The sequence below is a fragment of the Donghicola eburneus genome, from assembly GCF_900115865.1.
GTDB classification, from domain to species: Bacteria; Pseudomonadota; Alphaproteobacteria; order Rhodobacterales; family Rhodobacteraceae; genus Donghicola; species Donghicola eburneus.
Map to the genome: position 1 here is coordinate 228,048 of NZ_FOXY01000003.1, position 24,790 is coordinate 252,837.

The following is a 24,790-nucleotide window of genomic DNA, read 5'->3' on the forward strand; positions in this document are numbered from 1 at the left end:
AATTAGCGCGCACTCATGGCCGGGGTGCGCCCGCGGCCTCCATCAGAACTGTAGCGGTCAAGATCCGGCGGTAATTCGCCCGATCCTCTGGATACCCACCGCGTCGTTCCCCGTTTCGGGGGGCGTATGCGGTTTTTGCGTTTTGCGAAGGGCGTGAGGCGCGTTTGAAAATGAACATGTGTTGCAACACGGGGAAAGAACCGGAATGCCAACGATCCAACAGCTGATCCGCAAGCCGCGGCAGCCCAAAGTCAGATCTCAGAAGTCGATGCACCTGCAGGCGTGTCCGCAAAAACGCGGCGTCTGCACTCGCGTCTATACAACCACTCCGAAGAAGCCGAACTCGGCTATGCGTAAGGTTGCCAAAGTGCGTCTTACCAATGGCTTTGAGGTGATCAGCTACATTCCGGGTGAAAAGCACAACCTGCAGGAACACTCGGTGGTCCTGATCCGTGGCGGTCGTGTAAAAGACCTTCCCGGTGTGCGTTACCACATCCTGCGCGGTGTTCTGGATACCCAGGGCGTTAAAGACCGTAAGCAGCGCCGCTCGAAGTACGGCGCGAAGCGTCCGAAGTAAGGGGATTAGAGAATGTCTCGTCGTCACGCCGCTGAGAAGCGCGAAGTTCTGCCCGACGCCAAATTTGGCGATCGCGTTCTTACCAAATTCATGAACAACCTGATGATCGACGGCAAGAAATTTGCCGCCGAGAAAATCGTCTACAACGCGCTCGACCGTGTTGAGGCGAAAGCCAAGCGCGCACCTGTCGAAGTGTTCCACGAAGCGCTCGACAACATCAAACCGTCGGTCGAGGTTCGCTCGCGTCGTGTTGGTGGTGCAACCTACCAGGTTCCCGTTGAAGTGCGCCCCGAGCGCCGTGAAGCGCTGGCGATCCGCTGGTTGATCACTGCATCGCGTGCTCGTAACGAGAACACCATGGAAGAGCGCCTGGCTGGCGAACTTTTGGACGCTGTTAACAGCCGCGGTACCGCTGTTAAGAAGCGCGAAGACACCCACAAGATGGCAGAAGCTAACAAAGCCTTCAGCCACTATCGCTGGTAACTCTAGCCTAGGACACCCTACCCAATGGCACGCGAATATCCCCTCGACCTATATCGTAACTTCGGGATCATGGCGCACATCGACGCAGGTAAGACCACCTGTTCCGAGCGTATCCTGTTCTACACCGGTAAGTCGCACAACATCGGCGAAGTGCACGATGGCGCAGCGACCATGGACTGGATGGAGCAAGAGCAAGAGCGCGGCATCACCATCACCTCGGCGGCGACCACCACTTTCTGGGAACGCACCGAAGATGGCGAAAATGCTGACTCGCCCAAGCACCGCCTGAACATCATCGACACTCCCGGTCACGTTGACTTCACCATCGAGGTGGAGCGTTCGCTCGCCGTTCTCGACGGTGCCGTTTGTGTTCTTGACGCAAACGCCGGTGTTGAGCCCCAGACCGAAACCGTGTGGCGTCAGGCTGACCGCTACAAGGTTCCGCGTATCGTGTTTGTCAACAAGATGGACAAGATCGGCGCAGACTTCTTTAACTGCGTGAACATGATCGAAGACCGTACCGGCGCGCGCGCTGTTCCCGTTGGTCTGCCCATCGGTGCAGAGAACGAACTGGAAGGTCTGATCGATCTGGTCACCATGAAAGAGTGGCTCTGGAAGGGTGAAGACCTGGGCGCATCCTGGGTTCAGGTCGACATTCGTGACGAACTGAAGGATCAGGCTGACGAGTGGCGTGGCAAGATGGTCGAAGCGGCCGTTGAGCAAGACGACGACGCGATGGAAGCCTACCTCGAAGGCGAAGAGCCCGACGTTGCAACTCTGCGTAAACTGCTGCGCAAGGGTACTCTGGCTCTGGACTTCGTTCCTGTTCTGGGTGGCTCGGCGTTCAAGAACAAAGGCGTTCAGCCTCTGCTCAACGCTGTGATCGACTACCTTCCCAGCCCACTGGATGTTGTTGATTACATGGGCTTCAAACCCGGCGACGAGGAAGAAACTCGTAACATCGCACGTCGTGCGGATGACAACATGGCTTTCTCGGGTCTGGCGTTCAAAATCATGAACGACCCCTTCGTTGGCTCGCTGACCTTTGTTCGTGTCTACTCGGGTGTTCTGTCCAAGGGCGACTCGATCCAGAACTCGACCAAAGGCAAGAAAGAGCGCGTCGGTCGTATGATGATGATGCACTCGAACAACCGCGAAGAGATCGAAGAGGCATTTGCCGGCGACATCATCGCGCTTGGCGGCCTGAAGGACACCACCACTGGTGATACCCTTTGCGATCCCAAGGACCCTGTCGTTCTGGAAACCATGACCTTCCCCGATCCGGTTATCGAAATCGCGATCGAGCCGAAGACCAAAGGCGACCAGGAAAAGATGTCCATGGGTCTGCAGCGTCTGGCAGCAGAGGATCCTTCGTTCCGCGTCGAGACCGACATCGAGTCCGGTCAGACCATCATGAAGGGCATGGGCGAACTCCACCTCGACATTCTGGTCGATCGTCTGAAGCGCGAATTCAAGGTTGAAGCGAACATTGGTGCACCTCAGGTGGCCTATCGCGAAACCATCTCGCACGAAGCCGAAATCGACTACACCCACAAGAAACAGTCGGGTGGTTCGGGTCAGTTCGCACGTGTTAAAATGGTCATCACTCCGACCGAAGCAGGCGAAGGCTACAGCTTCGAATCGGCGATCGTTGGTGGTTCGGTTCCCAAGGAATACATCCCTGGCGTTGAAAAAGGCATCACCTCGGTTATGGATAGCGGCCCGCTGGCAGGCTTCCCCGTAATCGACTTCAAAGTGAAGCTGATCGACGGTGCTTACCACGACGTTGACTCGAGCGTTCTGGCGTTCGAAATCGCGGCACGCGCAGCAATGCGTGAAGGTCTCCGTAAAGCTGGTGCGAAACTCCTCGAGCCTGTGATGAAAGTCGAAGTCATCACCCCCGAGGATTACACCGGTGGCATCATCGGCGACTTGACCTCGCGTCGTGGTCAGGTGACCGGCCAGGAGCCTCGCGGTAACGCTGTTGCGATCAACGCGTTCGTTCCTCTGGCGAACATGTTCGGCTACATCAACAACCTGCGTTCGATGTCTTCCGGCCGTGCACAGTTCACCATGCTGTTCGACCACTACGATCCGGTTCCGCAGAACCTCTCGGACGAGATCCAGAAGAAATACGCATAACGGACTGGCGGGCATTGCCCGCCTTTCCCACAGGAAATTCACGGCGTTCTTGACGCCGCTCCGAAACTGATAGGAGGCCATCATGGCAAAGGAAAAGTTTGAGCGTAGCAAACCGCACGTCAACATCGGCACCATTGGTCACGTTGACCACGGTAAGACCACTCTGACCGCAGCGATCACCAAGTACTTCGGTGACTTCAAAGCGTACGACCAGATCGACGGCGCGCCCGAAGAAAAGGCACGCGGCATCACCATCTCGACCGCACACGTTGAGTATGAGACCGAAAACCGTCACTACGCGCACGTCGATTGCCCCGGCCACGCTGACTATGTGAAGAACATGATCACCGGTGCGGCGCAGATGGACGGCGGCATTCTGGTTGTGAACGCAGCAGACGGCCCGATGCCCCAGACCCGCGAGCACATCCTGCTGGCGCGTCAGGTTGGCGTTCCCGCGCTGGTCGTGTTCATGAACAAAGTTGACCAGGTTGACGACGAAGAGCTTCTCGAGCTCGTCGAAATGGAAATCCGCGAACTGCTCAGCGAATACGACTTCCCCGGCGACGATATTCCGATCGTTGCAGGTTCGGCTCTGGCCGCACTGGAAGGCCGTGACGCGAACATCGGCGAAGACAAGATCAAAGAGCTGATGGCTGCTGTGGATGACTACATCCCCGAGCCCGAGCGCGCTGTTGACCAGCCCTTCCTGATGCCGATCGAAGACGTGTTCTCGATCTCGGGTCGTGGTACCGTTGTGACCGGCCGTGTTGAGCGTGGCGTGATCAACGTTGGCGACTCGATCGAGATCGTTGGTATCAAGGACACCCAGACCACCACCTGTACCGGTGTTGAAATGTTCCGCAAGCTGCTGGATCGCGGTGAAGCAGGCGACAACATCGGCGCCCTGCTGCGCGGCGTTGACCGTGAAGCTGTTGAGCGTGGTCAGGTTCTGTGTAAGCCCGGTTCGGTGAACCCGCACACCAAGTTCGAAGCCGAGGTCTACATTCTGACCAAGGAAGAAGGCGGCCGTCACACTCCGTTCTTCGCGAACTACCGTCCGCAGTTCTACTTCCGTACCACTGACGTCACCGGTACCTGCATCCTGCCCGAGGGCACCGAGATGGTTATGCCCGGCGACAACCTGAAGCTGTCGGCAGAACTGATCGCGCCGATCGCGATGGAAGAAGGCCTCCGCTTCGCGATCCGCGAAGGTGGCCGCACCGTTGGTTCGGGCGTTGTCTCGAAAATCCTCGCGTAAGCAAAAAATTCGACTTGTCAAACGGCGGCGCACCCCCTAAAGGGTGCGCCTCTGTATAGTCGCTAGACCCAGACTATCGGGTTCGAAGAGGGCCGGCGGAATGAGCCTCCGAGTCCTCCTATCAACTCCAACGCCGCGAAAGGCTTCTACCTATGCAAGGCCAAAACATTCGCATTCGGCTCAAGGCGTTTGACTACCGCGTGCTGGACGCCAGCACTCAGGAAATCGTCAACACCGCGAAACGTACCGGCGCCCAAGTGCGTGGTCCGATTCCGCTGCCGAACAAGATCGAAAAATTCACCGTTCTGCGTGGCCCTCACGTGAACAAAAAATCCCGTGACCAGTTCGAGATCCGCACCCACAAGCGCATGCTCGACATCGTCGATCCTACCCCGCAGACCGTGGACGCGCTGATGAAGCTCGACCTGGCGGCGGGTGTTGACGTCGAGATCAAGGTATAAGGGGGCGATTATGCGTTCTGGTATCATCGCTAAAAAGGTCGGCATGACCCGTCTCTTCATGGAAGACGGCAAGCAGATCCCCGTAACCGTACTGCAGCTGGAAAGCCTGCAGGTTGTCGCTCAGCGCACCAGCGAGCGTGACGGTTACACCGCAGTTCAGCTTGGTGCTGGCGCCGCGAAAGCAAAGCGCACCAGCCAAGCAATGCGTGGCCACTTCGCGGCTGCCAACGTTGCGCCCAAGCGCAAAGTTTGCGAATTCCGCGTTTCCGCAGAGAACCTGATCGAAGTCGGCGCCGAAATCTCGGCAGAGCACTTCCTCGAAGGCCAGAAGGTCGACGTGTCGGGTACCTCGATCGGTAAGGGCTTCGCGGGTGCTATGAAGCGTCACAACTTTGGCGGTCTGCGTGCGTCGCACGGTGTCTCGATCAGCCACCGTTCGCACGGTTCGACCGGTCAGTGTCAGGGCCCGGGCAAGGTTTTCAAGGGTAAGAAGATGGCAGGCCACATGGGTGCTGTCCGCGTTACCACTCAGAACCTGGAAGTTGTCCGCACCGATGCAGACCGTGGTCTGATCATGGTGAAGGGCGCTGTTCCCGGCTCCAAAGGTGGCTGGGTCACCGTGAAAGACGCCGTGAAAAAGAAACTGCCCGAAGGCGTTCCTTTCCCGGCAGCTCTGAAATCCGCCGCAGCCGAAGCAGCTCCTGCTGTTGAAGCTTCGGAAGGGGGTGAAGCATGAAAATTGATGTGATCAACCTCGACGCCGGTGCTGCGGGCACTCTGGATCTGGACGAAGCAATCTTCGGTCTGGAGCCTCGCGCGGACATCCTGCACCGTGTGGTACGTTGGCAGCGCAACAACGCGCAGGCCGGCACCCACAAGGTGAAGACCCGCACCGAAGTGTCGTACTCGACCAAGAAGATCTACCGTCAGAAGGGTACCGGTGGTGCTCGTCACGGTTCGCGCAAGGCGCCTATCTTCCGCAAGGGTGGCATCTACAAAGGTCCGACCCCGCGTAGCCACGGCCACGACCTGCCCAAGAAGGTCCGTAAGCTGGGTCTGATGCACGCGCTGAGCGCGAAAGCAAAAGCCGGTGAACTGGTCATCATCGAGAACGCCGAAACCGAAGGTAAGACCGCAGCACTGGCCAAGCAGGTAAAGAACCTGGGCTGGAAGCGCGCTTTGATCATCGATGGCGCATCGGTGAACGAGGGCTTCAAGAAGGCAGCAGCAAACATCGAAGGTCTGGACATCCTGCCGTCGATGGGCGCGAACGTTTATGACATCCTGAAGCGTGACACTCTGGTTCTTACCAAAGCAGGTGTCGAAGCACTGGAGGCTCGCCTGAAATGAACGCGAAACCCGAATACTACGACGTGATCCGCAAGCCGGTTATCACCGAGAAAACCACCATGGCGTCGGAAAACAACGCTGTCGTTTTCGAAGTGGCAATCGACTCGAATAAGCCCCAGATCAAAGAAGCTGTCGAAGCTCTCTTTGGTGTGAAGGTCAAAGCGGTCAACACCACCATTGCGAAGGGTAAAACCAAGCGTTTCCGCGGTATCGCGGGCCGTCGCAAGGACGTAAAAAAGGCGTATGTCACTCTCGAAGAGGGCAACACCATCGACGTCTCGACCGGTCTCTAATCGGTTGAATTAGTTCACAGAAAGGCCTCCGCACTTGCGGGGGCCTTTTTGTATGGGGCGAGGGTAGGGCCCGCCAATCGGCCAAAGGGCATAAAACCCGAGGCTGTGTATGGACGCCCCGAGTTTTATCTGGTACCTCGCTGTAATCTCACGGCCCCAGATTCGTTCTGGGGCCTGTGATTTATGTGAAAGGGTCCTCATGGTGGGGGCCACAAAGCAAACGGAAGACAGTAACCATGGCACTCAAGTCGTACAAACCGACAACGCCTGGCCAGCGCGGGCTGGTTCTGATCGACCGTTCGGAGCTTTGGAAAGGTCGCCCGGTTAAGGCTCTCACTGAGGGTCTGACCAAGAAAGGCGGCCGGAACAACACCGGACGGATCACCATGCGCCGCAAAGGCGGCGGGGCAAAGCGTCTCTACCGTATCGTGGACTTCAAGCGTCGCAAGTTCGACGTTGCCGCGACTGTAGAGCGCATTGAATACGACCCTAACCGCACCGCATTCATCGCGCTGATCCGCTATGAAGACGGCGAACAGGCATACATCCTGGCACCCCAGCGTCTGAGCGTTGGCGATACCGTGATTTCGTCCGCGAAAGCAGACATCAAGCCCGGTAACGCAATGCCCTTCTCGGGTCTGCCCATCGGTACCATCGTTCACAACATCGAACTTAAGCCCGGCAAAGGCGGTCAGATTGCCCGCGCTGCAGGTGCTTATGCACAGTTCGTTGGTCGTGACGGCGGCTACGCACAGATCCGCCTGTCGTCGGGCGAACTGCGCATGGTCCGTCAGGAATGCCTAGCAACCGTTGGCGCCGTGTCGAACCCCGACAACAGCAACCAGAACATCGGTAAAGCCGGTCGTAACCGCCACAAGGGCATCCGTCCTTCGGTTCGTGGTGTCGTTATGAACCCGATCGACCACCCCCACGGTGGTGGTGAAGGCCGTACCTCTGGTGGTCGTCACCCCGTTACTCCTTGGGGTAAACCGACCAAAGGTGCGCGTACCCGCAACACTAATAAGGCATCGCAGAAGCTCATCCTGCGCTCGCGTCACGCCAAGAAGAAGGGTCGCTAATCGATGACACGCTCTGTATGGAAAGGGCCTTTTGTCGACGCTTACGTCCTCAAGAAGGCCGCGGCAGCTCGCGACTCGGGCCGCCTCAACGATGTTATCAAGATCTGGTCGCGTCGCTCGACGATTCTGCCCCAGTTCGTGGGTCTGACTTTCGGCGTTTACAACGGCCAGAAGCACATCCCAGTGATGATCACTGAAGACATGATCGGCCAGAAGTTCGGTGAATACTCGCCGACCCGTACCTACTACGGTCACGCGGCTGACAAAAAAGCGAAGCGGAAATAAGCCATGGGTAAGGAAAAGAATCCCCGTCGCGTGGCGGACAACGAAGCAATGGCAAAACTGCGCATGCTTCGCACCAGCCCGCAGAAGCTCAACCTTGTTGCTCAGCTGATCCGCGGCAAGAAGGTGGAAAAGGCTCTGACAGACCTGACCTTTTCGAACAAGCGTGTTGCGATCGACGTGAAGAAATGCCTTCAGTCGGCCATCGCAAACGCCGAGAACAACCACGGTCTGGACGTTGACGAGCTGATCGTCGCAGAAGCTTACGTTGGTAAGAACCTGGTCATGAAGCGCGGTCGTCCCCGTGCCCGTGGTCGCTTCGGCAAGATCATGAAGCCGTTCTCGGAAATCACCATCAAGGTCCGCCAGGTCGAGGAGCAAGCCTAATGGGTAACAAAACAAACCCCATCGGTATGCGCGTTCAGGTGAACCGCACTTGGGATAGCCGTTGGTTCGCAGAGTCGAAGGACTACGGTGATCTTCTGCTGGAAGACATCCGCATCCGCGAGTTCATCAAAAAAGAGTGCAAGCAGGCGGGCATCGCTCGCGTGATCATCGAGCGTCCGCACAAGAAGTGCCGTGTGACCATTCACACCGCGCGCCCCGGTGTTATCATCGGTAAGAAAGGTGCTGACATCGAGGTTCTGCGCAAGAAACTGGCGGCAATGACCGACAGCGAACTGCACCTGAACATCGTAGAAGTTCGCAAGCCCGAGCTGGACGCCATGCTGGTTGCCGAGTCGATTGCTCAGCAGCTGGAACGTCGTGTTTCGTTCCGTCGTGCGCTGAAGCGTGCGGTTCAGAACGCGATGCGCATGGGCGCCGGTGGTATCCGCGTGAACATCGCAGGCCGTCTGGGTGGCGCTGAAATCGCACGTACCGAATGGTACCGCGAAGGCCGCGTGCCCCTGCACACCCTGCGCGCTGACATCGATTATGCACACGCCGAAGCGTCGACTCCCTACGGTATCATCGGCATCAAGGTGTTCATCTACAAAGGTGACATCATGGAGCACGATCCGTCGGCACGCGACCGTAAGGCCCAGGAACTCCAGGATGGCCCTGCACCTCGCGGTGCTGGCGGTCGTCGCTAAGGAGGGATGAGAAATGCTTCAACCAAAGCGTACTAAATTCCGCAAAATGCACAAAGGCCGTATCCACGGTCAAGCAAAAGGCGGTTCTGACCTGAACTTCGGGACCTATGGCCTGAAAGCCATTGAGCCCGAGCGTATCACTGCGCGTCAGATCGAAGCTGCACGTCGTGCGATGACCCGTCACATGAAGCGTCAGGGTCGCGTCTGGATCCGTATCTTCCCGGATATGCCCGTCACCGCAAAGCCCATCGAAGTTCGTATGGGTAAAGGTAAGGGCTCGGTTGACCGTTGGGTCGCCAAGGTCAAGCCTGGCCGTATCATGTTCGAGATCGACGGTGTGGACGAAGAGATCGCACAAGAGGCACTGCGCCTCGCTGCGATGAAGCTGCCGATCAAGACCCGCGTTGTGGTCCGCGAGGACTGGTAATCGGGTCGCAGTTATTGCTGCGTTCCAAGAATTGAGAAGCCCCCGCCATCGGCGGGGGTTTTTCTTTGGCCCCGTCCCCCGTGGACGGGGAACTGTTCAAAGAAAAAGGCCAATGCGGGTGCATCGGCCTTTGGCTCTTAGCGGGGAAGGGCGGGGTTTATTCCCACTTGTAGTTGAAGCTCACTGAAATGCGGTCATCCTCTGCCATGTTCATGGGCACCTCATGCCGAAGCCAGCTTTCCCATAGCAGCACATCGCCCACTTCGGGTGCGCGGTAGACAAAGGTCTTCAACTCGTCACGGCAATCTTTCTTGCGGATCGGAGAGGCCATCATCATGATGTGGCGTGGGTCTTCGTACTTAATCGCTTTGGACCCTTCGGGCATGTACACGTAGGTTGTGCCAGAGATTACCGAGTGCGGGTGGATGTGCGAGGTGTGGATGCCACCTTCGGGCAGGATGTTGATCCAGATATCCTCGAGCACCAGTTTCTTGTCGCCAAGGTCGAACTCCAGATCCTCGACAAAGGCCGCCACGTGGGCGTCCAGTGCTTTCACAAGATCAGCAAAGATCGGGGACCGCCACGGCAGGTCGGTCAGGGAGGCGTAGCTGGTGTAACCGGGATAGCCATTCTGCTCGCACCACTCGAGACCAGCATCGTCGTCTTCGGCGATCGCGACGCAGGAATCCTCCAGCTCTTGAGGATCAATCACGGGCTCATGCTCGGACAATTTGGCGTGGTACAGGCGGGTGACGAAGAGCGAAGAGATCTCTGCCATGGTGTCCTCTTTGGGCTGGTGGGCGCCTTTTATCAGTGCGGGCGCCGTGGACGTGCGCGTTGCCCCACACTTCTGCTTTCTCGTCCTATTGCGCAAGAGGGGGCAGTATGCTTTCATCGTCGCATCGCAACGATTGCCCGCCAGTCGCGGCAGTTCTTCGGAAACCCCAAGTTTTTCGAAGGAATCGGTTGCCTTTCACCTGAATGACATGTAGTGGAACCCATCTCTGCGCTTCGGCGTAGGATTTGTGTTCCCTAAACGAACCTCCACCGGATCACGGGTTACCCCCAAAGGGCCCGCCGGTGATGTTGAAAGGATAAGGCGAATGAACGCCCAAGAACTGCGTGGCAAGACGCCCGATCAGCTCCGCGAGGACCTGACGGCTCTTAAGAAAGAAGCCTTCAACCTGCGTTTCCAGCAGGCCACGGGCCAAATCGAAAACACCGCACGTATGCGTCAGGTAAAGCGCGACACCGCTCGTGTCCTGACCATCCTCAACGAAAAGGCCGCGCAAGCGGCTGCTGAATAAGCGGAGCTCTGAAGAATGCCCAAACGTATCCTGCAAGGCACCGTGACCAGCGACGCGAACGAGCAAACCATCACCGTTCGCGTAGAGCGTCGTTTTAAGCACCCCGTGCTTAAGAAGACCATCAAGAAGTCGAAGAAGTACCGCGCACACGACGCAGAGAACGCCTACAAAGTTGGTGATCTCGTCCGCATCATCGAATGCGCGCCTTACTCGAAAACCAAGCGTTGGGAAGTTCTGGCGAAAGCTTGAGCTCTCAGCTGAGAGAAACCCTGGGGGTTCAGGCCCCTAAGCCTCCCCAAAGGTCCGGAGAAACCAAATGATCCAGATGCAGACCAATCTGGATGTCGCTGATAACTCGGGCGCACGCCGAGTTCAGTGCATCAAGGTCCTCGGTGGTTCCAAGCGCAAATACGCTTCGGTCGGCGACATCATCGTCGTATCCGTCAAAGAAGCTATTCCGCGCGGCCGTGTTAAGAAAGGCGACGTCCGTAAGGCCGTAGTCGTTCGTACCGCCAAGGAAGTACGTCGCGAAGATGGCACCGCCATCCGCTTTGACCGCAATGCCGCGGTGATCCTCAACAACAACGGCGAGCCTGTTGGCACCCGTATTTTTGGCCCGGTCGTTCGCGAACTGCGCGCCAAAAACTTCATGAAGATCATCTCGCTCGCCCCGGAGGTGCTGTAATGGCTGCGAAACTCCGTAAAGGTGACAAGGTCATCGTTCTTGCCGGTAAGGACAAGGGCAAAGAAGGCACCATCACTTCGGTAGACCCCAAGTCGGGCAAAGCCGTTGTCGAAGGCGTTAACATGGCCATCCGTCACACTCGTCAGACCCAGAACGCTCAGGGTGGCCGTCTGCCCAAAGCGCTTCCGATCCAGCTGTCGAACCTCGCGCTCGTCGACCCCAAAGAGGGTGGTGCGACCCGCGTCGGCTTCCGCATGGAAGGTGACAAGAAGGTCCGTTTTGCCAAGAAATCGGGGGAAGTGATCGATGCTTGATACCGCAAACTACACCCCGCGTCTGAAGGCTCAGTACCGCGAAACCATCAAAGCCGCTCTCATGGAAGAGTTTGGCTACAAGAACGAGATGATGCTCCCTAAGCTGGACAAAATCGTTCTGAACATTGGTGCCGGTGCTGAATCGGTTCGCGACTCCAAGAAGGCGAAATCGGCTCAGGAAGACCTGTCCGCAATCGCTGGTCAGCAGGCCGTCATCACCAAAGCAAAGAAGTCGATCGCTGGCTTCCGCGTACGTGAAGGCATGCCTCTTGGCGCAAAAGTCACCCTGCGTGGCGACCGGATGTATGAATTCCTTGATCGTCTGATCACCATCGCGATGCCCCGTATCCGCGACTTCCGTGGTGTGAAGCCGTCCTTTGATGGTCGTGGCAACTTCGCCATGGGCCTGAAGGAACACATCGTCTTCCCCGAAATCAACTTCGACAAAGTAGACGAAGTTTGGGGTATGGACATCATCATCTGTACCACTGCGAAAACTGACGGTGAAGCGAAGGCGCTGCTCAAGCACTTCAACATGCCGTTCAACGCGTAATCGCGAAAGGGTAAGACATGGCTAAGAAAGCAATGATCGAACGCGAGAAGAAGCGTGAACGCCTGGTCGCGAAATACGCAGCCAAGCGCGCCGCTCTGAAAGAGATCGCGAATGACGAAAGCAAGTCGATGGAAGAGCGTTTCAAAGCGCGCCTCCAGCTTGCGAAACTGCCGCGCAACAGCTCGGCGACCCGCCTGCACAACCGCTGCCAGCTGACCGGCCGTCCCCACGCTTACTACCGTAAGCTGAAGGTAAGCCGTATCGCGCTGCGCGAACTGGGCTCCAACGGTCAGGCCCCCGGCCTGGTGAAATCGAGCTGGTAAGAGGAGATATAGAATGAACGATCCTCTCGGCGATATGCTCACCCGTATCCGTAACGCTCAGATGCGCGGCAAGTCCACTGTGACCACCCCCGCTTCGAAGCTCCGCGGCTGGGTTCTGGATGTGCTCCTCGATGAGGGCTACATCCGTGGCTACGAGAAAACCACTGACGAGAGCGGCCACCCGGCCATCGAAATCTCTCTGAAGTACTACGAAGGCGCTCCCGTGATCCGTGAGATCAAGCGTGTGTCGAAGCCCGGTCGTCGCGTCTACATGGGCGCGAAAGAAATCCCCGAAGTCCGTCAGGGCCTGGGTGTTTCGATCGTTTCGACTCCGAAGGGTGTAATGTCGGATGCAGCTGCACGTCACGCCAATGTTGGCGGCGAAGTGCTCTGCACCGTATTCTAAGGAGGTCTCGTAATGTCTCGTATTGGTAAGAAACCGGTCGAGCTGCCCTCCGGCGTTTCGGCGTCGCTTTCGGGCCAGACCATTGAAGTAAAGGGCCCCAAGGGTACCCTGACCTTCACTGCTACCGATGATGTCACCATCACCATCGACGGCAACACTGTCTCTGTTGATCCTCGCGGTTCGTCGAAGCGCGCGCGTCAGCAGTGGGGCATGAGCCGCACCATGATCGCGAACCTCGTCAACGGCGTTACTGAAGGCTTCAAAAAAGAGCTGGAAATCGTCGGTGTTGGTTACCGTGCTCAGGTGCAGGGCAACTCGATCCGTCTTAACCTCGGCTACTCGCACGATGTTGACTTCGCGATCCCTGCTGGTGTGACCGCAACCACGCCCAAGCCCACCGAGATCGTCCTGGAAGGGATCGATGCTCAATTGGTAGGTGAAACCGCTGCGAAGATTCGCGAATGGCGCCGCCCCGAGCCTTACAAAGGCAAGGGTATCCGGTACCGTGGCGAGTACATCTTCCAGAAGGAAGGCAAGAAGAAGTAAGGACGCGAAAGATGGCAAACAGCAAACGTACCCTGTTTCTGAAGCGTCGCCAGCGCGTTCGGAACAAACTGCGGAAAATGGCCGATGGTCGTGCCCGCCTCTCGGTGTATCGCTCGAACAAGAACATCAGCGTTCAGCTGATCGACGACCTTCAGGGACGCACCCTCGCCGCCGCTTCGAGCCAGGAAAAAGACCTGGGTCTCGCAGGCAAGAACAACCAGGAAGCCGCCGCCAAGGTTGGTGCCCTCATCGCCGAGCGTGCCAAGGCCGCTGGCGTGGAAGTATGCTACTTCGATCGTGGTGGCTATCTCTTCCATGGCACCATCAAGGCGCTGGCCGATGCCGCCCGTGAGGGCGGACTGAAGTTCTAAGGAGAAGACGATATGGCAGAACGTGAAAACCGCCGGGATCGCCGCAACGAGCGCGAAGAAACCCCGGAATTCGCCGATCGTCTGGTGGCGATCAACCGTGTGTCGAAAACCGTTAAGGGTGGTAAGCGCTTTGGCTTCGCTGCTCTGGTGGTTGTCGGCGACCAAAAAGGCCGCGTAGGCTTCGGCAAGGGTAAAGCGAAAGAAGTACCCGAGGCGATCCGCAAAGCCACTGAGCAAGCAAAGCGCAAGATGATCCGCGTGCCGCTGCGTGAAGGTCGTACCCTTCACCACGACATCGAAGGTCGTCACGGTGCAGGCCGCGTTGTGATGCGTACCGCCCCCCAGGGTACCGGTATCATCGCAGGTGGTCCGATGCGCGCTGTGTTCGAGATGCTGGGTGTTCAGGACGTTGTTGCGAAGTCGATTGGCTCGCAGAACCCCTATAACATGATCCGCGCAACTCTCGACGCTCTGAGCCTCGAAGCTTCGCCCCGTCAGGTGGCACAGCGCCGTGGCAAGAAGGTTGCAGACATCCTGCACAAGTATGACGAAGCTCCTGCGGAAGCAGAAGCATCGGCAGAAGCGTAAGGAGACGGACACATGGCAAAGACCATCGTTGTTAAGCAGATCGGCAGCCCGATCCGCCGCCCTGCAGTTCAGCGCCAGATCCTTATCGGTCTGGGTCTGAACAAGATGCACAAGACCCGTGAGCTCGAGGATACTCCTTCGATCCGCGGCATGGTTCGGAAGATCCCGCACCTGGTCGAGATCATCGAAGAGCGCGGCTAATCGCACCCTTCACATGACAGCAAACGCCCCGCAGGAAACTGCGGGGCGTTTTGCGTTTCGCGCTTGCAGCATAGATTCGCGGAATCGCAGGAATCAGACGCCGAGAATCTGTAAGTAGGCGCTGGGGGCCGAACCCTGATTCCGCCCGCTTCGCATACCGCGGTACGCCGAATTGCCCTAAAATACGGGATTTGAGCGCCCCACGCATGGCTGATCTGATCCATGCGCATCGGATTCAGCTTTCAAGACGCAAGTCATGCTGCAACTGCATAACGGGCAGACCAAACCGGAAATTGTTAGCGCCACCACTGTGTCGTATCTAAGGGTTGTCCAAAGACGAAAAGACACAACACAGACCTCGGGGAATACGCCCCGCTCCGTTACGAAGGAAAATCGAAAATGGCATTTGTACACGCACCCTCCCGCACCGGTTTCCACGCTGCCGAGCGTTTCAATGTCGCCATCGAAGCGATCAAATCGTTCCGCGCTCGCCGCGCAGCCTATAACCGCTGCTACAACGAACTGGCCCTGCTGTCGGATCGTGAACTGAACGACATCGGTATCAGCCGCATGGACATCCCCACCATCGCCGCTCAGGAAGCAGCGAAGGTCTAAAGAATTCTCGGTTAGGCCCCGCGCTTCTCCTCCTCCCTACGTCACGCTTCTCCTCCTCCCTGAGCGTGACGGGCGCAGGGCCGAACATTTCCCTAGTGCTCGTGACTTGTTTAATAAGTGCAATCCAAACGCCTCCTGGACCCGTTCTAGGGGGCGTTTCTACGTCACGCCTTCGTGATTGGTCCCGCTGCGTCCTGCCGATACCTTTGGATCAAACAGGAGGCTTCTTTTATGACCATTTCACGACGTGCCTTTATGGCGACCACCGCAGCCGCAGGGATGATTGCAGTTATGCCCTTTACCGCCCAAGCCGCCGCTCACGGCATGAACACATTCGAGACAGGGCAGGGGCCTCTGACCATCCACCCGATTGAGCACGCGTCGATCGTGATGGAGACGCCCATGGGCGTGATTTACGTGGATCCGGTGGGCGATGCCGCGCACTACGCAGACTTCCCAGAGCCCGACCTGATCTTGATCACCCACGAACACGGGGACCACTACAACGCCGAGACCCTGTCCGCGCTCGCGGTCGAGAAAACGACCATGATCACCAACCCCGCAGTCTACGAGATGCTGGACGAAGGCATGAAAGCCAAGGCGACCTCGGTCGCGAACGGCGACTCGGCAAACTTCAACGGGATCACAATTGATGCGATCCCCGCCTACAACACCACCGAAGAGCGGGCGAACTTTCATCCAGAGGGGCGCGATAACGGATACGTGCTGACCATGGGTGATTTCAAAGTTTATATCTCGGGCGACACCGAAGTGACCCCAGCGATGGAAGCGCTCACCGACATCGATCTTGCGTTTGTCTGCATGAACCTGCCCTTTACCATGGGGATCGAGCAAGCGGCGCAAGGTGTTGCGGCCTTCAAACCCGCCGTCGTCTATCCCTATCACTTCCGGAACAAGGACAAGACCTACTCGGATCTCGAAGAGTTTGCGTCGCTGGTGGGGGACAACGCAGAGGTCCGGATGGGCGACTGGTACGGCGGTGCTGACCACGCCTAAGCGGCGCCCTTGCCAAAATACAATGAGGCGTGTAAACGCCGCGGGTGGCTCTGATTCAGGGCCACCTTTATTTTTATCTAAGCCGCGTTTGTCCCATCCGTCGCTGGGGGGCACATCCGGCAAAGGAGAAGCGACATGAAACTGCACGAACTCCGTGACAATCCGGGCGCAGCGCCCAAGAAAAAACGCGTAGCCCGTGGCCCCGGCTCGGGCAAAGGCAAGATGGCTGGCCGTGGTATCAAAGGTCAGAAATCGCGTTCGGGTGTGGCCATCAACGGCTACGAAGGCGGCCAGATGCCCCTGTACCAGCGCCTGCCCAAGCGTGGCTTCAACAAGCCCAACCGCAAGGCATTCGCTGTTGTAAACCTGGGCCTGATCCAGAAATTCGTCGAAGCTGGCAAGATCGATGCAGCTCAGCCCGTCACCGAAGACGCTCTGATCGCCTCGGGTCTGGTACGCCGCAAGCTGGACGGTGTTCGTGTTCTGGCGAAAGGTGAAATCACCTCCGCTCTGAACATCGAAGTCACCGGTGCTTCGAAGTCGGCTATCGAAGCTGTCGAAAAAGCAGGCGGCTCGCTGAAGGTTGCTGCTGCGGCGGCTGAATAAGGTGTTGTGAGCGGCGCCCCTGCCGCTTACATCGTACCTAGTTTTCCAAAGCGCCGCCAAGCAGGGGAACTGCTTTGGCGGCGCTGTCATGAAAGAGACCGCAAATGGCATCTGCAGCAGAGCAAATGGCGGCGAACACCAGTTGGGCCGCATTGGGCAAGGCCGCTGATCTTCGTAGCCGCATCTTTTTTACTCTCGGGCTTCTGATCGTCTACCGCCTCGGCACCTATATTCCGGTGCCCGGTATCGACGGCAACGCACTGCGTAACTTCATGGACGGCGCGGCTGCCGGTCTCGGCGGCATCCTGAACATGTTTACGGGTGGCGCAATCAGCCGCATGGGTATCTTTGCCCTCGGCATTATGCCCTACATCTCGGCCTCGATTATCGTTCAGCTTCTGACTGCGCTGGTCCCCTCGTTGGAGCAGCTGAAGAAAGAAGGCGAACAGGGTCGCAAGAAAATCAACCAGTACACCCGCTACGCCACCGTGCTTATCGGCACGTTCCAGGCCTTTGGTCTGGCCAAAAGCCTTGAGGCTGGCGATCTGGTGCACACTCCCGGCATGTTCTTTGTCGCGTCCTGCGTGATTACGCTGGTCGGCGGCACCATGTTCCTGATGTGGCTGGGTGAACAGATCACCGCGCGCGGCATCGGCAACGGCATCTCGCTGATCATCTTTGTTGGTATCATCGCGGAAATCCCCGCAGCACTGGCCCAGTTCCTGAGCCAAGGCCGTTCGGGCGCGATCAGCCCCGCTGTGATCATCGGTGTGATCGTCATGATGATCGCCCTGATCGCCTTTGTGGTGTTCCTCGAGCGCAGCCTGCGCAAGATTCACATCCAGTACCCCCGCCGTCAGGTGGGCATGAAAGTGTACGACGGTGGCACCTCGCACCTGCCGATCAAGGTCAACCCCGCTGGCGTGATCCCCGCGATCTTTGCGTCGTCGCTGCTGCTGCTGCCGACCACCATCGCGACCTTCTCGGGCAACTCGACCGGTCCGGTTCTCTCGACTATTCTGGCGTATTTTGGCCCCGGCCAACCGCTGTATCTGCTGTTCTTCGCTGGCATGATCGTGTTCTTCGCGTACTTCTACACCCACAACGTGGCGTTCAAGACCGATGACGTGGCCGACAACCTGAAGAACCAGAACGGCTTTGTGCCCGGCATTCGCCCCGGCGAAAAGACCGCGCAATACTTCGAATACGTCGTGAACCGCGTGCTGGTTCTGGGCTCGGCTTATCTGGCGTTCGTCTGTCTGCTGCCCGAAATCATCCGCAGCCAGCTGGCTATTCCGTTCTACTTCGGTGGTACCTCGGTTCTGATCGTTGTGTCGGTGACCATGGACACCATCCAGCAAGTGCAGTCGCACCTTCTGGCCCACCAGTATGAAGGCTTGATCGAGAAGTCGCAGCTTCGCGGCCGCGGCTCCAAGCGCGCAAAACGCAAAGGACCCGCACGTCGATGACTACGAACATTATCCTTCTCGGGCCTCCGGGCGCAGGCAAAGGCACCCAGGCACGTAAACTGGTCGAAGAGCGCGGCATGGTCCAACTCTCCACCGGCGACATGCTGCGCGAAGCTCAGGCGTCGGGCAGCGAGATGGGCAAGAAGGTTGCTGCTGTCATGGCCGCCGGCCAGCTCGTCACCGACGAGATCGTCATCGGCCTGATCCGCGAAAAGCTGGAGCAGGGGAGCGAAGGTGGTTTCATCTTTGACGGCTTCCCCCGCACGCTGGCGCAGGCGGACGCTCTGGGTGATCTGCTGACCGCCATGGGCGCCAAGTTGGATGCCGTGATCGAGATGCGCGTGGACGACGAAGCACTGGTGCAGCGCATCACCGCCCGTTCGACCTGTGGCGATTGTGGTGAGGTCTACAACGACATCACCAAGCCGATCCCAGCTGATGGCAAGTGTTCCAACTGTGGTGGCACCGAGTTCAAGCGCCGCGCCGACGACAACGAGGACAGCCTCCGCCAGCGTCTGATGGAGTACTACAAAAAGACTTCGCCGCTGATCGGGTACTACTACGCCAAGGGCGACCTGAGCAGCGTCAACGGTCTGGGTGAGATCGACGCCGTTCAGGCAGAGATCGCCAAAATCCTAGGCTAATTCCAGCCAGACAAACTGATTGATGCGACCTCCGATGCAGCAAATGCTCGGAGGTCGCATTGCATTTGGGGGCAGGGCACGGTATGGTCTTCCTCAATAGGCCCAACCTGTTTGATCATTTACTCCGTGTGCATGGCTGTTCACCAAAAACAGAGAAAATGCATACCGGCAGTAGAATGGTCCGTGGCGCTATTGACCTTTCCTCAAAACTTTCCTACATACGCGCACTCTATGGGGAATCGCGCCTTTTGGTTGATTCCCTCCCGCACATCGAATTCAGCGTGCGCCCGGCGGCATCTATGCCTCGGGCTTCCGTTGTGAAAAAAGGTTCTGGTGCTACGGAACCGCAACGAAAAGGAAGATTAACGTGGCTCGTATTGCCGGCGTAAACATCCCGACCAACAAGCGAGTGCCGATCGCACTCACCTACATCACTGGCATCGGTTCGACTTCGGCCGAAGCTATCTGTGAAGCTGTGAACATCGAACGTTCGCGTCGCGTCAATGAACTTTCGGATGCCGAAGTTCTGGCGATCCGCGAGCACATCGACGCAAACTACACCGTTGAAGGTGACCTGCGTCGTGAGACCCAGATGAACATCAAGCGCCTGATGGACCTCGGCTGCTACCGTGGCCTCCGTCACCGCCGTAACCTGCCCGTTCGCGGTCAGCGTACCCACACCAACGCTCGCACCCGCAAAGGCCCCGCAAAGGCCATCGCTGGTAAGAAGAAGTAAGGGGAGCACTGACCAATGGCACGTGATAAGCGTCAAACCAAGCGCAAGGTTTCCAAGAACATCGCCACCGGCGTTGCGCATGTGAACAGCTCGTTCAACAACACCAAGATCCTGATCTCGGACGTCCAGGGCAACGCGATTGCATGGTCGTCGGCAGGCACCATGGGCTTCAAGGGTTCGCGTAAGTCGACTCCCTATGCTGCTCAGATGGCTGCTGAAGATGCAGGCCGCAAGGCTCAGGACCACGGCATGAAATCGCTCGAAGTTGAAGTTCAGGGCCCCGGCTCTGGTCGTGAAAGCGCACTGCGCGCTCTGGCGGCTATCGGCTTCAACATCACCTCGATCCGTGACGTGACCCCGATCGCCCACAACGGCTGCCGCCCGCCCAAGCGTCGTCGCGTCTGATCTATATTACTATTTCGAGGGCCGCGCAGACTGTGCGGCCTTCGTTTCGCCATCTGAAACCTCGGGAGTCTGGTCCTTTGGACATGGGGACTAGGCAAGAATGGAGGGCCGCATGATCCATAAGAATTGGGCCGAGCTGATCAAGCCGACACAGCTAGAGGTAAAGCCGGGCAACGATCCCGCGCGCAAGGCGACTGTCGTTGCCGAACCTCTGGAGCGTGGCTTTGGTCTGACGCTCGGTAACGCGCTGCGCCGCGTTCTGCTGTCGTCGCTGCAAGGCGCAGCGATCACCAGCGTTCAGATTGACAACGTTCTGCACGAGTTCTCGAGCGTCACCGGTGTACGCGAAGACGTCACCGACATCGTTCTGAACCTCAAGGGCGTGTCTCTGAAGATGGAAGTCGAAGGGCCCAAGCGCCTGTCGATCAATGCCAAAGGCCCAGGCGTCGTCACCGCAGGTGACATCGCAGAGACTGCAGGTATCGAAGTTCTGAACCGTGACCACGTGATCTGCCACCTCGACGATGGTGCCGATCTGTTCATGGAACTGACCGTCAACACCGGCAAAGGCTATGTTGCAGCAGACAAGAACCGTCCCGAAGATGCGCCCATCGGCCTGATCCCGATCGACGCGATCTACTCGCCGGTCAAGCGCGTCAGCTATGATGTTCAGCCCACTCGTGAAGGCCAGGTTCTGGACTACGACAAGCTGACCATGAAGATTGAAACCGACGGTTCGATCACGCCCGAAGATGCCGTTGCTTACGCAGCACGTATCGTTCAGGACCAGCTGTCGATCTTCGTCAACTTCGACGAGCCCGAGTCGGCAAACCGTCAGGACGAGGACGAAGGTCTCGAGTTCAACCCGCTTCTTCTCAAGAAAGTGGACGAGCTGGAACTGTCTGTCCGTTCGGCAAACTGCCTCAAGAACGACAACATCGTCTACATCGGCGATCTCATCCAGAAGACCGAAGCAGAAATGCTGCGCACGCCGAACTTCGGCCGCAAGTCTCTCAACGAGATCAAAGAAGTGCTGTCGGGCATGGGTCTGCACCTTGGCATGGACGTCGAGGACTGGCCGCCGGACAACATCGAAGAGCTGGCCAAGAAGTTCGAAGACCAGTTCTAATCAGTTTTATGGCGGGCGCTACGTATGTACGCCCGCCATACGCTTGCCATACGGGAAACATACCTGTAATTGGCGGCACACTCGGGCAGAATCGCCCCAAGGAGCGCGGTTGACACGCATCAATCGCCAGACAAAGCAAAACCAGATCTTAGGAGACTTCAAATGCGTCACGCACGTGGTTACCGCCGCCTGAACCGTACTCACGAACACCGTAAAGCGCTGTTCGCAAACATGGCTGGCTCGCTCATCGAGCACGAGCAGATCAAGACCACTCTGCCGAAAGCAAAAGAACTGCGCCCCATCATCGAAAAGATGATCACCCTTGCAAAGCGCGGTGACCTGCACGCACGCCGTCAGGCAGCTTCGCGCCTGAAGCAGGACATGCACGTCGAGAAACTGTTCGCAGTTCTGGGCCCCCGCTACGCAGAGCGTCAGGGCGGCTACGTTCGCATCCTGAAAGCCGGCTTCCGCTATGGTGACATGGCGCCCATGGCGATCATCGAATTCGTCGACCGTGACGTCGCAGCCAAAGGCGCTGCTGACAAAGCACGCATCGAAGAAGTTGCTGTAGAAGACTAAGTCTTCCGGCGCTTCGCCAAGAATTGCAGGACCCTCGCCAGTGGCGGGGGTCTTTGCTTTTGCGGGCATGGGTTGCGCAATCGGGCGTGGCTACGCATATCAGGGGCCAGACAAGCTTAAGAGGTGCCCCAGTGCGCAAGACCCTTCTCGCCGCTCTCGTTCTCGCTCTTCCCATGACCCAGCCCGCGCTGGCCCAGATGCAGGTGCCCGCGTCGCAAGCCGAGATTTCCATGGGCTTCACGCCTGTGGTCGAGCAATCCGCGCCCGCGGTGGTGAATATCTACGCCAAGCGGATCGTGTCGGAGCGCGTCAGCCCCTTCATGAACGACCCCTTCTTTGGCTCGATCTTTCGCGGTCAGGGGCAGGTGCGGCAACGGGTATCCAACAGCCTTGGGTCGGGTGTGATCCTGTCGGGCGATGGCATTGTTGTCTCGAATTACCACGTGGTTGGGGATGCGACCGAGATCCGCGTGGTCCTGCGCGATCGCCGTGAATTCAACGCAACAGTGCTCTTGGCTGACGAAGAGTCGGACCTCGCGATTTTGCAGTTGGATGACGCCGAAAATCTACCGCACCTCAACCTGCGGGACAGCGATGGCGTGGCTGTGGGCGAATTGGTGCTGGCCATCGGCAATCCCTTCGGTGTCGGACAGACGGTGAGCAGCGGCATCGTTTCTGGCCTTGCGCGATCCGGTGTTGGCGGCGAAGGCGGGCGGGGGTATTTTCTGCAGACCGACGCGCCCATTAACCCTGGCAACTCTGGTGGCGCATTGGTGGATATCAACGGGCATCTGATCGGAGTGAATACCTCGATCCTGACGCGCTCGGGTGGGTCCAATGGCATCGGCTTCGCGATCCCTGCGAACCTCGTTGCGCGGTTTGTGGAGCAAGCGCGGGCAGGGGAGACGACCTTCCAACGCCCTTGGGCGGGCGTTACGGGTCAAGCGGTCGATTTCGACATGGCGGGCGGGCTCGGCCTGTCGATCCCCGAGGGTGTGATCCTGTCGTCGATCCACAGCGAGAGCCCCTTTGCCGAGGTTGGCTTCGAGCCCGGTGACATCGTGGTCGCCGTCGATGAGCAGCCCGTGAATACGCCTCAAGAGATGATTTTCCGCATGTCGGTCGCAGGCATTGGCCAAAAGGCCGCTGTCACCCGTTTGCGCGATGGCACGCGCGAAACGTTCGAGGTCGCCATGATCACTCCGCCGGACCGCCCTGCACGGGACGAGGCGACCCTATCGCGGCGCGTGGTGTTGGCGGGCATGACGGTCGCCAACGTCAACCCTGCGGTGATCTCTGAAATGGGTCTGCCGCTGGATGCCACGGGTGTTGTGATAATGGATGCAGGCCCGATTGCGCCGCGCCTTGGCTTGCAGACTGGGGATATTTTGCTGGGGATCAACGGCACTCAGATCACCCAGTCCACAGAGGTCGAAGAGGCATTGCGGGACGCTGGCCGTTCTGGGGTGATCGAGGTGCTCCGTGCTGGACGCCGCATGGCCTTCCGGTTCAGGGTCTGACCCATGGATTTATTCGACTCGTCTTCACAGGCCGAAGAAAAGGCCCACCGCCCGCTGGCCGACCGCCTGCGCCCTCAGAAACTGTCCGAGGTGATCGGGCAGGACCATTTGCTGGGGCCGGATGGGCCTTTGGGCGCGATGCTGGCGGCGGGGTCTTTGGGCTCGCTTATCCTGTGGGGGCCGCCGGGGGTGGGCAAGACCACGATCGCGCGCCTTCTGGCGGATGAAACCGATCTGGAGTTCGTGCAAATCAGTGCGATTTTCAGCGGCGTGGCCGATCTGAAAAAGGTGTTCGAAGCCGCCAAATTGCGCCGCCGTGCGGGGCATGGGACGTTGCTGTTCGTGGACGAAATCCACCGCTTTAACAAAGCGCAGCAAGACAGCTTCTTGCCCCATATGGAGGACGGGACGATCCTGCTGGTGGGGGCAACCACCGAGAATCCTAGCTTTGCCCTGAACGCCGCGGTCCTGAGCCGCGCGCAGGTTTTGGTGCTGGAGCGGCTGGAGGTCGACAGCATGAAGCTGCTCGCCACCCGCGCCGAAGAGGAAATGGGGCGGGACCTGCCGCTTGATCCCGATGCCCGCCAGCAGTTGATGGACATGGCCGACGGGGACGGGCGCGCCATGTTGAACCTGATCGAACAGGTCGCTGCGTGGAAGGTCGACACCCCCCTAACCGCCGAGCAGATGGGCAAGCGTCTGATGCGGCGGGCGACCCAATACGACAAGTCCGGCGACCAGCATTACAACCTGATTTCAGCGCTGCACAAATCGATCCGTGGCAGCGATCCAGATGCGGCAATGTACTGGTTTGCGCGGATGCTAGAGGGGGGCGAAGACCCCCGTTATTTGGCGCGTCGCCTGACCCGCATGGCGGTCGAGGATATTGCCTTGGCCGACCCTCAGGCCATGACCATCTGCCTTCACGCATGGGAGGCCTACGAACGCCTTGGCAGTCCCGAGGGCGAGCTTGCCTTGGCCGAGGCTGTGGCCTATCTGGCTCTGGCCCCGAAATCGAACGCCAGCTACGTGGCTTACAAGACTGCGCGCAAACTGGCGAAGTCCACGGGCAGTGCTCCACCCCCGAAACACATTCTGAATGCCCCGACATCCCTGATGGAGGACATCGGATACGGGGCCGGCTACCAGTACGACCACGATGCCGAAGACGGGTTTTCAGGGCAAAATTACTTCCCTGACGGGGTCGAGCGCCCTGATTTCTACCAGCCTGTCGAACGCGGCTTTGAGCGCGACCTGAAAAAGCGTAAAGATTACTTCGCAAAACTCAGAGCGAAACGTCAGGGCGGTTGACTCCGGCGGGGCAAAGCGA

36 protein-coding genes are annotated in these 24,790 nt (G+C 58.3%); 35 read left to right on the forward strand and 1 reads right to left on the reverse strand.

Annotated elements, in window-relative coordinates:
* The first annotated feature begins 205 nt into the window (after positions 1-205).
* The 13 genes from rpsL (at position 206) to rplP (ending at position 9,446) form a co-directional block, all read left to right on the forward strand.
* Complete coding sequence (gene rpsL / locus BM225_RS06460) at positions 206-577, forward strand: 30S ribosomal protein S12 (RefSeq protein ID WP_072708123.1); 372 nt, start codon at positions 206-208, stop codon at positions 575-577.
* Positions 578-589: 12 nt separating this feature from the next.
* On the forward strand, positions 590-1,060 hold the full coding sequence (gene rpsG, locus BM225_RS06465; protein WP_072708121.1) for a 30S ribosomal protein S7: 471 nt from the start codon (positions 590-592) through the stop codon (positions 1,058-1,060).
* A gap of 24 nt (positions 1,061-1,084) precedes the next feature.
* Positions 1,085-3,202, forward strand: coding sequence for an elongation factor G (fusA, locus tag BM225_RS06470; RefSeq protein ID WP_072708119.1), 2,118 nt, complete (start codon positions 1,085-1,087; stop codon positions 3,200-3,202).
* Between the two features lie 82 nt (positions 3,203-3,284).
* Complete coding sequence (gene tuf / locus BM225_RS06475) at positions 3,285-4,460, forward strand: elongation factor Tu (RefSeq protein ID WP_092464012.1); 1,176 nt, start codon at positions 3,285-3,287, stop codon at positions 4,458-4,460.
* A 152-nt stretch (positions 4,461-4,612) separates the two neighbouring features.
* The gene (gene rpsJ, locus BM225_RS06480; protein ID WP_072708088.1) at positions 4,613-4,921 is read left to right on the forward strand and encodes a 30S ribosomal protein S10; all 309 of its coding nucleotides are present in this window, start codon (positions 4,613-4,615) and stop codon (positions 4,919-4,921) included.
* Positions 4,922-4,931: 10 nt separating this feature from the next.
* A complete protein-coding gene (gene rplC, locus BM225_RS06485) occupies positions 4,932-5,657 on the forward strand; it encodes a 50S ribosomal protein L3 (RefSeq protein ID WP_072708086.1) in 726 nt (241 codons plus the stop codon).
* Positions 5,654-6,271, forward strand: coding sequence for a 50S ribosomal protein L4 (rplD, locus tag BM225_RS06490; protein ID WP_072708084.1), 618 nt, complete (start codon positions 5,654-5,656; stop codon positions 6,269-6,271). The genes rplC and rplD overlap by 4 nt, the downstream gene beginning before the upstream one ends.
* Complete coding sequence (locus BM225_RS06495; protein ID WP_072708082.1) at positions 6,268-6,564, forward strand: 50S ribosomal protein L23; 297 nt, start codon at positions 6,268-6,270, stop codon at positions 6,562-6,564. The genes rplD and BM225_RS06495 overlap by 4 nt, the downstream gene beginning before the upstream one ends.
* Positions 6,565-6,800: 236 nt before the next feature.
* On the forward strand, positions 6,801-7,643 hold the full coding sequence (rplB, locus tag BM225_RS06500) for a 50S ribosomal protein L2 (RefSeq protein ID WP_072708080.1): 843 nt from the start codon (positions 6,801-6,803) through the stop codon (positions 7,641-7,643).
* Between the two features lie 3 nt (positions 7,644-7,646).
* Positions 7,647-7,928 carry a 30S ribosomal protein S19 gene (gene rpsS / locus BM225_RS06505; RefSeq protein WP_072708078.1) on the forward strand — a complete coding sequence of 94 codons (282 nt, stop codon included), beginning with the start codon at positions 7,647-7,649 and terminating at the stop codon, positions 7,926-7,928.
* A 3-nt stretch (positions 7,929-7,931) separates the two neighbouring features.
* Positions 7,932-8,312 (forward strand): 50S ribosomal protein L22, encoded by a 381-nt coding sequence (rplV, locus tag BM225_RS06510; protein WP_072708076.1) that lies wholly within the window; start codon positions 7,932-7,934, stop codon positions 8,310-8,312.
* Positions 8,312-9,019, forward strand: a complete 708-nt coding sequence (gene rpsC / locus BM225_RS06515; protein ID WP_072708074.1) for a 30S ribosomal protein S3 — start codon at positions 8,312-8,314, stop codon at positions 9,017-9,019. Before rplV ends, rpsC begins: the two co-directional genes overlap by 1 nt.
* A 13-nt stretch (positions 9,020-9,032) precedes the next feature.
* Entirely contained in the window at positions 9,033-9,446 is a 414-nt protein-coding gene (rplP, locus tag BM225_RS06520; protein WP_072708072.1) for a 50S ribosomal protein L16, read from the forward strand.
* 157 nt (positions 9,447-9,603) lie between these two features.
* Here the strand turns inward: rplP and BM225_RS06525 are convergent, their stop codons facing one another.
* A complete protein-coding gene (locus BM225_RS06525; protein ID WP_072708071.1) occupies positions 9,604-10,224 on the reverse strand; it encodes a TIGR02466 family protein in 621 nt (206 codons plus the stop codon).
* A 325-nt stretch (positions 10,225-10,549) separates the two neighbouring features.
* On the opposite strand from BM225_RS06525, the gene rpmC reads away from it, so the two are divergent.
* The 22 genes from rpmC to BM225_RS06640 all read left to right on the forward strand — a co-directional run bounded on the left by rpmC (position 10,550) and on the right by BM225_RS06640 (position 24,771).
* A complete protein-coding gene (rpmC, locus tag BM225_RS06535) occupies positions 10,550-10,753 on the forward strand; it encodes a 50S ribosomal protein L29 (protein ID WP_072708067.1) in 204 nt (67 codons plus the stop codon).
* A gap of 15 nt (positions 10,754-10,768) precedes the next feature.
* Positions 10,769-11,002, forward strand: a complete 234-nt coding sequence (gene rpsQ, locus BM225_RS06540; RefSeq protein WP_072708065.1) for a 30S ribosomal protein S17 — start codon at positions 10,769-10,771, stop codon at positions 11,000-11,002.
* Positions 11,003-11,069: 67 nt separating this feature from the next.
* Positions 11,070-11,438 (forward strand): 50S ribosomal protein L14, encoded by a 369-nt coding sequence (gene rplN, locus BM225_RS06545; RefSeq protein ID WP_072708063.1) that lies wholly within the window; start codon positions 11,070-11,072, stop codon positions 11,436-11,438.
* Positions 11,438-11,752: a 50S ribosomal protein L24 gene (gene rplX, locus BM225_RS06550; protein ID WP_072708061.1), complete on the forward strand. Its 315-nt coding sequence runs from the start codon at positions 11,438-11,440 to the stop codon at positions 11,750-11,752. The genes rplN and rplX overlap by 1 nt, the downstream gene beginning before the upstream one ends.
* Positions 11,745-12,305 (forward strand): 50S ribosomal protein L5, encoded by a 561-nt coding sequence (gene rplE / locus BM225_RS06555; protein WP_072708059.1) that lies wholly within the window; start codon positions 11,745-11,747, stop codon positions 12,303-12,305. The genes rplX and rplE overlap by 8 nt, the downstream gene beginning before the upstream one ends.
* Positions 12,306-12,322: 17 nt before the next feature.
* Positions 12,323-12,628 (forward strand): 30S ribosomal protein S14, encoded by a 306-nt coding sequence (rpsN, locus tag BM225_RS06560; protein ID WP_072708057.1) that lies wholly within the window; start codon positions 12,323-12,325, stop codon positions 12,626-12,628.
* Positions 12,629-12,641: 13 nt separating this feature from the next.
* Positions 12,642-13,034 carry a 30S ribosomal protein S8 gene (rpsH, locus tag BM225_RS06565; RefSeq protein WP_072708044.1) on the forward strand — a complete coding sequence of 131 codons (393 nt, stop codon included), beginning with the start codon at positions 12,642-12,644 and terminating at the stop codon, positions 13,032-13,034.
* Between the two features lie 12 nt (positions 13,035-13,046).
* Positions 13,047-13,580, forward strand: coding sequence for a 50S ribosomal protein L6 (rplF, locus tag BM225_RS06570; RefSeq protein WP_072708043.1), 534 nt, complete (start codon positions 13,047-13,049; stop codon positions 13,578-13,580).
* An 11-nt stretch (positions 13,581-13,591) separates the two neighbouring features.
* Positions 13,592-13,951, forward strand: coding sequence for a 50S ribosomal protein L18 (gene rplR / locus BM225_RS06575; RefSeq protein ID WP_072708041.1), 360 nt, complete (start codon positions 13,592-13,594; stop codon positions 13,949-13,951).
* 12 nt (positions 13,952-13,963) lie between these two features.
* Positions 13,964-14,539, forward strand: a complete 576-nt coding sequence (rpsE, locus tag BM225_RS06580) for a 30S ribosomal protein S5 (protein WP_072708039.1) — start codon at positions 13,964-13,966, stop codon at positions 14,537-14,539.
* A 12-nt stretch (positions 14,540-14,551) separates the two neighbouring features.
* The gene (rpmD, locus tag BM225_RS06585; protein ID WP_072708037.1) at positions 14,552-14,740 is read left to right on the forward strand and encodes a 50S ribosomal protein L30; all 189 of its coding nucleotides are present in this window, start codon (positions 14,552-14,554) and stop codon (positions 14,738-14,740) included.
* A gap of 399 nt (positions 14,741-15,139) precedes the next feature.
* Positions 15,140-15,355 (forward strand): DUF1127 domain-containing protein, encoded by a 216-nt coding sequence (locus BM225_RS06590; protein ID WP_072708035.1) that lies wholly within the window; start codon positions 15,140-15,142, stop codon positions 15,353-15,355.
* Between the two features lie 231 nt (positions 15,356-15,586).
* On the forward strand, positions 15,587-16,372 hold the full coding sequence (locus BM225_RS06595; RefSeq protein WP_072708034.1) for an MBL fold metallo-hydrolase: 786 nt from the start codon (positions 15,587-15,589) through the stop codon (positions 16,370-16,372).
* 135 nt (positions 16,373-16,507) lie between these two features.
* Positions 16,508-16,978, forward strand: a complete 471-nt coding sequence (gene rplO / locus BM225_RS06600) for a 50S ribosomal protein L15 (protein ID WP_072708032.1) — start codon at positions 16,508-16,510, stop codon at positions 16,976-16,978.
* Positions 16,979-17,082: 104 nt separating this feature from the next.
* Positions 17,083-18,447, forward strand: coding sequence for a preprotein translocase subunit SecY (gene secY, locus BM225_RS06605; RefSeq protein WP_083595740.1), 1,365 nt, complete (start codon positions 17,083-17,085; stop codon positions 18,445-18,447).
* Positions 18,444-19,091 (forward strand): adenylate kinase, encoded by a 648-nt coding sequence (locus BM225_RS06610; RefSeq protein ID WP_072708031.1) that lies wholly within the window; start codon positions 18,444-18,446, stop codon positions 19,089-19,091. The genes secY and BM225_RS06610 overlap by 4 nt, the downstream gene beginning before the upstream one ends.
* A gap of 367 nt (positions 19,092-19,458) precedes the next feature.
* A complete protein-coding gene (gene rpsM, locus BM225_RS06615) occupies positions 19,459-19,827 on the forward strand; it encodes a 30S ribosomal protein S13 (protein WP_072708029.1) in 369 nt (122 codons plus the stop codon).
* Positions 19,828-19,842: 15 nt separating this feature from the next.
* The gene (gene rpsK / locus BM225_RS06620; RefSeq protein ID WP_072708028.1) at positions 19,843-20,232 is read left to right on the forward strand and encodes a 30S ribosomal protein S11; all 390 of its coding nucleotides are present in this window, start codon (positions 19,843-19,845) and stop codon (positions 20,230-20,232) included.
* Positions 20,233-20,344: 112 nt separating this feature from the next.
* Entirely contained in the window at positions 20,345-21,361 is a 1,017-nt protein-coding gene (locus tag BM225_RS06625) for a DNA-directed RNA polymerase subunit alpha (protein WP_092464100.1), read from the forward strand.
* Between the two features lie 162 nt (positions 21,362-21,523).
* Positions 21,524-21,940, forward strand: coding sequence for a 50S ribosomal protein L17 (gene rplQ, locus BM225_RS06630; RefSeq protein WP_072708026.1), 417 nt, complete (start codon positions 21,524-21,526; stop codon positions 21,938-21,940).
* Between the two features lie 173 nt (positions 21,941-22,113).
* Positions 22,114-23,460 (forward strand): trypsin-like peptidase domain-containing protein, encoded by a 1,347-nt coding sequence (locus BM225_RS06635; protein ID WP_072708024.1) that lies wholly within the window; start codon positions 22,114-22,116, stop codon positions 23,458-23,460.
* 3 nt (positions 23,461-23,463) lie between these two features.
* Entirely contained in the window at positions 23,464-24,771 is a 1,308-nt protein-coding gene (locus BM225_RS06640) for a replication-associated recombination protein A (RefSeq protein ID WP_092464015.1), read from the forward strand.
* Positions 24,772-24,790 lie beyond the last annotated feature (19 nt).